General features: G+C 75.2%; 7 protein-coding genes. 1 reads left to right on the top strand and 6 read right to left on the bottom strand.

Going from position 1 to position 5,294, the window contains the following annotated elements:
* Both LWC33_RS34195 and LWC33_RS34190 read right to left on the bottom strand, forming a co-directional pair.
* Positions 1–457: exodeoxyribonuclease VII large subunit (locus LWC33_RS34195; protein ID WP_233308856.1), on the bottom strand; the 457-nt coding region annotated here is incomplete at its 3' end.
* Positions 454–1,113, bottom strand: a complete 660-nt coding sequence (locus LWC33_RS34190) for a lipid droplet-associated protein (protein ID WP_233308855.1) — start codon at positions 1,111–1,113, stop codon at positions 454–456. The genes LWC33_RS34190 and LWC33_RS34195, both read right to left, overlap by 4 nt.
* Before the next feature lie 103 nt (positions 1,114–1,216).
* Here LWC33_RS34190 and LWC33_RS34185 point away from each other — a divergent pair, with 103 nt between their 5' ends.
* Entirely contained in the window at positions 1,217–2,185 is a 969-nt protein-coding gene (locus LWC33_RS34185; RefSeq protein ID WP_233308854.1) for a 4-hydroxy-3-methylbut-2-enyl diphosphate reductase, read from the top strand.
* Here LWC33_RS34185 and LWC33_RS34180 read toward each other — a convergent pair.
* The 4 genes from LWC33_RS34180 to LWC33_RS34165 form a co-directional block, all read right to left on the bottom strand.
* Positions 2,115–2,723, bottom strand: coding sequence for a DUF6542 domain-containing protein (locus tag LWC33_RS34180; RefSeq protein ID WP_233308853.1), 609 nt, complete (start codon positions 2,721–2,723; stop codon positions 2,115–2,117). The genes LWC33_RS34185 and LWC33_RS34180 overlap by 71 nt on opposite strands.
* Positions 2,720–4,312: a DNA recombination protein RmuC gene (locus LWC33_RS34175; RefSeq protein ID WP_233308852.1), complete on the bottom strand. Its 1,593-nt coding sequence runs from the start codon at positions 4,310–4,312 to the stop codon at positions 2,720–2,722. The genes LWC33_RS34180 and LWC33_RS34175 overlap by 4 nt, the downstream gene beginning before the upstream one ends.
* Positions 4,313–4,373: 61 nt before the next feature.
* On the bottom strand, positions 4,374–4,865 hold the full coding sequence (locus LWC33_RS34170; RefSeq protein ID WP_233308851.1) for a methylated-DNA--[protein]-cysteine S-methyltransferase: 492 nt from the start codon (positions 4,863–4,865) through the stop codon (positions 4,374–4,376).
* The coding region (locus LWC33_RS34165) for a DNA glycosylase family protein (protein ID WP_504937825.1) at positions 4,862–5,294 on the bottom strand (433 nt) is incomplete at its 5' end. The genes LWC33_RS34165 and LWC33_RS34170, both read right to left, overlap by 4 nt.

Raw genomic sequence — 5,294 nt, 5'->3', positions numbered from 1 at the left:
CCCGGCCGGTGATCAGCCCGATCCGTTGCGGCAGGAAGGGGAGCCGGCGCTTGCGGGCCGGGTCGAACAGCCCCTCCGCGGCCAGCAGCCGGCGCAGCCGCTCGATCCGGGCCAGCAGCTCACCGAGCCCCACGGCGCGGATCCGGTCCACCCGCAGGCTCAGCGTGCCGCGGCCGGGGAAGAAGGAGGGCTTGCCGTGAACGATCACCCGGTTGCCCTCGGCGACCACCTCGCGCTGCTCGGCGACCAGCGCCATCGGCGCCGTGAGCTGCAACGACACGTTGGCCACGGGATCACGCAGCGTCAGGAACGCGGTCCCGGTGCCGGCCCGGGCGGTGACCTGCGCGAGCTGCCCCTCGACCCAGACCGCGCCCAGCCGGTCGATCCACTCGGAGATCTTCCGCGCGACCGTCCGGACGGGCCAGGGCGACTCCTCGGTCGACGGGCCCGCGCTCATCCCTCCCGGACCGTGGTGATCCGGTTCGACAGCATCGTGACGAAGGGCGGCCGGTTCTCGTGCGAGGTCTCCCAGATCAGCAGCGCCTGCAGGCCGGGCAGGTCGAGCTTGCGCAGCTTGCCGCGCAGCTGGTGCAGGTTCATGCCGGGGTACTCGGGCAGCACCGCCGGCGGGGTGTCGGCCTCGTCGCCGAGCGTCCGCTCGGCGATGTCCGCGATCGCCGCGCCCGCGACCGTGTCGCCGGGCTCGGCGAGGTGGTCGCCCTCGACCCGGTCCTCGGCCCCGGTCGCCGCGCTCCCGGCGCCCTCGGCGCTCTCGGGCGCCTGCTCGATGTCGGCGCCCGGCGCGGGCACGAGGTCGGTGCCGGGGGTGATCGGCGACGCGGCGGCGAAGCCGTTGGTCGTGGGCTCGTCCCCCTCGTCGTCGAAGGTCGCCCAGGCGGGGGTCTCGGGGGCCTGGCCGAACGCGCCCAGGGCCTTGTCGCCCTTGATCGCCAGCTCGGTGACCTTCTGCTGCACGCGCATGGACGCCTGGAGGGCCTGGCTGACCGCGGTCACGGGGAACTCGACGACCAGCCGCGGCAGCTCGCGGACCTGCTCGACGGCGGTGGCGGCCAGGCCGGCGGCGATCCGCACCGGCATCGGTAGCGGGCTCATGGCCGCATTGTCCCCCGTGATCGGCGGCGCTCGCAGCACGGGGCCGGGTCGCCTCACCCACATCCCACGGCGGCCACGATCGGGCGCCCGTACCCTGGTCGACATGAGTGGTACCGCCGGATCGGACGGCAAGCGCGTCCTCGTCGCGAAGCCCCGCGGGTACTGCGCGGGGGTCGACCGCGCGGTCGAGGCGGTCGAGCAGGCGTTGGAGAAGCACGGTGCGCCCGTGTACGTGCGCAAGCAGATCGTGCACAACAAGCACGTGGTGGAGACGCTGAGCGAGCGCGGCGCCGTGTTCGTCGACGAGACGAGCGAGGTCCCGGAGGGCGCGATCGTCGTCTTCTCCGCGCACGGCGTCTCGCCCGAGGTGCGAGACGAGGCGAAGGCGCGCTCGCTGCAGACGATCGACGCCACCTGTCCGCTGGTCACGAAGGTGCACCAGGAGGCCAAGCGGTACGCCCGCGAGGACTACGACATCCTGCTCGTCGGGCACGCGGGCCACGAGGAGGTCGAGGGCACCTCCGGCGAGGCCCCCACGCACATCCAGCTGGTGGAGAGCGCCGCCGACGCCGAGAACGTCACGGTGCGGGACCCGGAGAAGGTCGTCTGGCTCTCCCAGACCACGCTGTCGGTCGACGAGACCATGGACACCGTGCGGGCGCTGCGCGAGCGGTACCCGACGCTGCAGAACCCGCCGAGCGACGACATCTGCTACGCCACCCAGAACCGCCAGGTCGCGGTCAAGGCGATGGCCCCGCAGTGCGACCTCGTGCTGGTCGTCGGCTCGCCGAACTCGTCGAACTCGGTGCGGCTGGTCGAGGTCGCGCTGGGCGCCGGGGCGGGCGCCGCGCACCTGATCGACTACGCCCGCGAGATCGACGAGTCGTGGCTCGACGGCGTGCGGACCGTGGGTGTGACGAGCGGTGCCTCGGTGCCCGAGGTGCTGGTCCGCGGGGTCCTCGACTACCTGGCCGAGCGCGGCTGGGAGTCGGTCGAGGAGGTCACGACCGCCGAGGAGACCCTGACGTTCGCCCTGCCCCGCGAGCTCCGACCGAGCCGCGCCGGCCGCTGACCCGGGGTTCGTCCTCCTCGTCCTCGTCCTCCTCGGGGAGGTCGCGGTCCCGGCCGCGCACCCCGAGCCGGCCGAGCCGGCTGACGGCGTCGTTCGGGCCGGTGCGCTGCACGATCAGCCGCAGCAGGCCGATCAGCAGGGTGAGCCCGGTGGCCACGGCCATGATCGGGAACCCGTTGACCAGCGGGGCCCCGATCATGAGCACGGTCTCGGTGAGCCCGGGCCCGGTCTTCCCGACCAGCAGCACGATCACCGGCACCAGCACGGCGACCAGCAGCGGGGGCTGCACCATCGGCCCGAACAGGTTGCGGCGGCGCACCCAGCCCACGGCGAGGACGCACCCCACCACGTAGGCGATCCCGAACACCACACCGAGGGTGCCGATCCGCAGCACGTCGACGAACACGCCGAGCGCGGTCAGCACCACGGCCAGCGCCACGGCCGCCAGGGGCGGGATGCCGAGCACCGTGGCCAGCGCCGACCGTTCGGTGACCGGCCAACCGCCGGAGGACCGCGGGGAGGGGGCGCGCGACGTCACCCGTTCACGGTAGCCCGTGGCCCGTCCGGGCCCGCGTCGCGCGCCTGCCATCCGCCGCCCTCACCGTCCCGAGCCGCCTCCCGGGCCCCGTCCCGCGCCCCCGGTTCGGGCACGAGCTCGTGCAGTGCGACCAGCGACTCACCCGCGGACGCGACGAGCTCCGGCGCCGACACCGCCCGCGGCACCCGCTCGACCGGGCTCGGCGCCTCCAGGTCGCCCTCGGACACCTTGAGCTCGGTGAGCCGCCGGGCGGTGACCAGGACGCGTGCCTCCAGCGAGGAGACGGTGCGGTTGTAGCTCTCCACGGCGCTGTCGAGGCTGCGTCCGAGCTTGGCGACGTGCGTGCCCATCGTGGCGAGCCGGCCGTGCAGCTCCCGGCCGAGCTGGTGGACCTGCGCGGCGTTGCGTGCCAGCGCCTCCTGCCGCCAGCCGTACGCGACGGTGCGCAGCAGCGCGATCAAGGTGGTGGGCGTCGCGATCACGACGTTGCGCCCGAAGGCGTGCTCCAGCAGCGCGGGGTCCGCCCGCAGCGCGGCCTCCAGGAACGGGTCGCCCGGCACGAACAGCACCACGAACTCCGGCGTGGGCTCGAACGACGCCCAGTAGGCCTTGGCCGACAGCTGGTCCACGTGGGTCCGCAGCTGCCGGGCGTGGGACTGCAGCTTCTCACGGTGCACCGAGGCGTCCTGCGTCTCGACGGCCTCCAGGTAGGCCGCGAACGGCACCTTGGCGTCGACCACGATCTGCTTGCCCCCGGCGAGGTGCACGACCATGTCCGGTCGTACCCCGCCCTGGCCCTCGGCCGCGCCCGCGCCGGTGACCTGGGTGGAGAAGTCGCAGTGCTCGACCATGCCGGCGAGCTGCACGATCCGCTCCAGCTGCAGCTCGCCCCAGCGCCCGCGGACCTGCGGGGCGCGCAGCGCGGTGACCAGCTGCTTCGTCTCGCCGCGCAGCTTCTCGGAGTTCTGCGCCATGGCCTTGACCTGCTCGACGAGCCCCGCGTAGGCCGCCTCGCGCTCGCGCTCGACGGTCCGCAGCTGGCCCTCGACCCGCTGCAGGGCCGCGGCCATCGGGTCGAGCAGCTTGCCGATCGCCGTGGCACGCGCCGCCTCGTCCTGCTCCGCCTTGGCGTGCAGCGCGGCCGCGGCCTCCCGGATGCGGCCCTCGGCGAGACTGACGAACTGCTCGTTGTTGCGCGACAGCGCCTCCGCCGAGAGCGCCTGGAACGTCTCGCGCAGCTCCGCGTCCCGGGCCGTGAGCAGCCGCTCGCGCTCCAGCGCCGCCTCGCGCTCGCTGCTCAGCGCGGCCCGGGTGGCCGACACGTCCGCCTCCGCGCGGCGCAGCCGTTCGGTGGCGGTGCCCACCTCCTCGTGCAGCTCCTCGATGCGCTCCAGCAGCCCGGTCCGCTCGGCCTTGAACGCCGCGGCCTCGGCTCGCGCGCCCGCCGAGGCGGTGGCGGTGGCCCGGGCGGCCTCCGCCGTGGCGACCCGGTGCCGGGCGCCGGCCAGCAGCCACGCCAGGCCGCCCCCGATCGCCAGGCCCAGGAGGAGCCCGGCGAGCAGGAGCGGCAACGCGTTCGAGAGATCCACGATCAGCAGGGTGCACCGGGGCACCGACAATTTCGGGCACCGGCGCGCGCCCGCCGTCGGGTCAGCTGCTCTCGCGGTCGAGCAGGGACCGCTTCACGGGCAGGCCCCACCGGAACCCGCCCAGCGTGCCGTCCGTCCGCAGCACCCGGTGGCAGGGCACGAAGAGGGCGGCGGCGTTGCGGGCGCAGGCCGACGCGGCGGCGCGCGCCGCGGCCGGGCGGCCCGCCTTCGCGGCGAACTCCGTGTAGGTCACCGGGCCGCCCGCCGGGACGGCCCGCAGCACCTCCCAGGCGTGCTCCAGGAAAGTGCCGGACCGTTGCCGCACGGGCACGCCGTCCACGGCGGACAGCTCGCCGGCGTAGTAGGCGCGCACGGCCTCGGCGGCCGCGCCGCCGTCGCCGGGCTCCACGTGGGACGGCCGGATCCCGCTGTGCACCAGCGGAACCAGGTCGTCGAGCACGGCGGTCCAGCCCGACGCGAGGACCGCGCCGTCGTCGTCGACGACCACGGTGAAGGGGCCGTCGGGGGTGTCGAGGGTCGTGCAGGTGCTCATGCCGTCCTCCAGACGGTCGGGTCGGCGGCCGGCCGGGTGGCGGCGCGCCAGAGGTGGGTGGCGGCGTAGGACCTCCAGGGCCGCCAGCGGGCGGCGTGCCGGGTCAGGCCGTCCACGTCGGACGGCAGGCCCAGCGCCGCGGCCCCGCGGCGGACGGCGAGGTCGGACACCAGGGGTTCGTCGGGGTCGCCGAGCAGCCGCATCGCGACGTAGCCGGCGGTCCAGGGGCCCACACCGGGCAGCACGACCAGGTCCGCCCGCAGGGAGGCGGGGTCACGCCCGGCGTCGAGCACGAGCGTGCCGTCGGCGACGGCGCCCGCGAGCCCGGCGAGCGCGGCGGCCCGGCGGGCGGGCCCGCCGACCGTCTCCGCGACCTGTTCCGCGAGCCGGTCGGCCGCCGGGAAGAGCCGGTCCGGGCCCTCGCCGGCC

The organism is Pseudonocardia terrae (genome assembly GCF_021343995.1).
In the GTDB taxonomy this organism is placed as follows: Bacteria; Actinomycetota; Actinomycetes; order Mycobacteriales; family Pseudonocardiaceae; genus Pseudonocardia; species Pseudonocardia terrae.
Note: the sequence above shows the minus strand (reverse complement) of the source record. Positions and strands in the feature narration are given on the sequence as shown.